Annotated in this window: 2 protein-coding genes; both read right to left on the bottom strand. The window is 65.7% G+C overall.

Going from position 1 to position 2,306, the window contains the following annotated elements:
* A partial coding sequence (locus L288_RS31845; RefSeq protein ID WP_021238270.1) for a methyl-accepting chemotaxis protein occupies window positions 1–1,188 on the bottom strand: 1,188 nt, incomplete at its 3' end.
* Between the two features lie 73 nt (window positions 1,189–1,261).
* Window positions 1,262–2,053, bottom strand: coding sequence for a polyphosphate kinase 2 family protein (locus L288_RS31840; protein WP_021238269.1), 792 nt, complete (start codon window positions 2,051–2,053; stop codon window positions 1,262–1,264).
* Window positions 2,054–2,306 lie beyond the last annotated feature (253 nt).

Here is a 2,306-nt window from a genome sequence, read left to right as displayed (position 1 = left end):
CGCGCGGATATGGTCGCTCGACGCGCTCGCTTCCGCCACGCTCGCCGCTATCGCGCGGCTGAACGCGCCGTGCCGCGCCACCGCGTCGAACACAGATGCGGCGAGCCGGTCCGCCGTCATGATCGCTGCATCCATATGCGCATGGCCCGCCGCCACATTGCCCACGCTTTCGCGGACATGGCCGATACGGCCCGCAATCTGCGCCGCCGCCTCGCGCGTCTGGGATGCGAGCGTCTTCACCTCCCGCGCCACCACGGCAAAGCCCTGCCCCGCCTCACCGGCCCGCGCGGCTTCTATCCCCGCGTTGAGCGCCAGCGTCGTCGTGGCGCGCGCGATGCCGTCGATCACGGCGGTGATCTCGCCAATGCCGTCCGCCTCCACCATCAGCGCCTGGCTGTGCGCCGATCCGAGCCGCGCCTGTTCGACGGCCTTGCGCAGCGCCTCGCCCGCTTCGCGCACCTCTTCCTCGACCGACAGGAACAACTGCCCCAGTTCCGTGCCCGAAGCCGCGATGCCCGACAGCGCATCGGCCGTCTGCGCCGCCGCGATCGCCATGCCGCCCGCCGCCTGGCTGTTGTCCACCGCCTGCTCCGCCGCTTCGACCGAAAAGCTGGACAGCATGTCCGCCGCCTTCACCAGTTCGGCCGTCAGCACCTCCACATCGCGCCGGAAAGTGGCGCTTTCGCCCGTGATCCGTTCCAGCCGCGCCGCCCGCGCCAGCGCCAGCCGCGCGTCCCGCTCCGCCGTCAGCCCCAGCAGAAGCTGGCCGCTCACGACCCCGGCATAGCGCCCCTGCTCCACCACGATCAGCCCTTCGCAGGACCTGTCCTGCGCCGCATAGATGTCGATCAGCGTCTCCACGCTCGCGCGCCGGTCCACCACCGGGCAGCGCCGGACATGATCGTCCAGCCGCCCGCCGAAACTGGGGTTGCGCAGCAGCGCATGGCCAAAGGGATTGAACAGGATGCGGCGCATGTCCCATTCGTAGATCGCGCCCGCCGGGCTATCCTCATCATCCAGCACCGGCAGCAGGCGCAGATGCGGGTCGCGCTGGAAATGCTCCACCGCCTCGCTCAGCGGCTGGCCCAGGCGGATGACGGGCGCGGACGCGATCAGGTGCAATCCGCCCTCCGCCGCCTTGGCTGGCGCATCGCCGGTCAGCGGATCGTGTGCCTTGGGTAAGTACATGCGGGCCGGTTAACCCGGAAATGGTAAATGCCGGGTTAGGCTTTTATGACAATTCGATGACAACAGGCTGTTTTCAGGCGATTTTCTTCGGCTCATAGCCAAAAGCCTGCTGCGCCAGCTTCACCACTTCCGGGTCCGCCTCCGGGAAATCCATCGGCACCAGCTTTTCCAGCGTCCTGGCGACATGCTTCATCGCCGCCAGCCGTCCCGATTTCCGGTCATTATTGTCGATCACCTGCCAGCGCGCATATTTGCTGTCGGTCTTGTCGAACATATCCGCCAGCGCATCGAGATAATCCGCCCGCCGCGCGCGGTTGCGATAATCGTCCGCGCCCGTCTTCCACCGCTTCCACGGCGTGTCGAGCCGTTCGGCAAGCTGCCTGTCCTGCATTTCCTGGGTGATGTGCACGAACAGCTTCACGATGTTGGTGCCCGCATCCGCCTGCTGCTTTTCGAATGCGTTGATCTCGTCATAGGCGCGCTTCCATTCCGCCTTCGAACAAAAGCCCTCCACCCGCTCCACCAGCACCCGCCCATACCAGCTTCGATCGAACACCGCGATGTTGCGGCCCGCGGGCAGCCGGGTCCAGAAGCGCCAGAGGAAATGATGGTCGCATTCCTCCGCCGACGGAGCGGCGATCGGCCAGACCCGGTAAAAGCGCGGGTCCCATTGCGCCGTCATGCGCTTGATGATGCCCCCCTTGCCCGCCGCGTCCCAGCCTTCGAACAGGATCACCGACCGCCGGTCATGAATGACATGCGCCACCTGAATCTTCGCCAGCCGCTCCTGCAACTTGTCGAGTTCGGCGTCATAATCGCCCTTGAAAGGCTTGCCCTTCTCATAATCGGCAAGGTCGATGGCCATGAACGTCTCCTTTCCCGTCACAATGAAGCAACGCGCGGCACAAGGAAAAGTCAAATCGCGCGCGGGTGAGCGCAGGGAAGAAATGGTTCACGCGGAGGCGCGGAGAAGACGTCACTCCCCGTCGCCGCGTGATCAAAAGTGCGCGCAGAGGCGCAGAGGACGCAGAGCCTTCCATCTGCGCCTCTGCGCGCAAAATCCCCGGCGCAACACGCGCCAGCGCTCAATCCCGATGACGCGGCCGCAAAGAAAAATG

Origin of the sequence: Sphingobium quisquiliarum P25 (genome assembly GCF_000445065.1) — a bacterium.
GTDB classification, from domain to species: Bacteria; Pseudomonadota; Alphaproteobacteria; order Sphingomonadales; family Sphingomonadaceae; genus Sphingobium; species Sphingobium quisquiliarum.
Note: the sequence above shows the minus strand (reverse complement) of the source record. Positions and strands in the feature narration are given on the sequence as shown.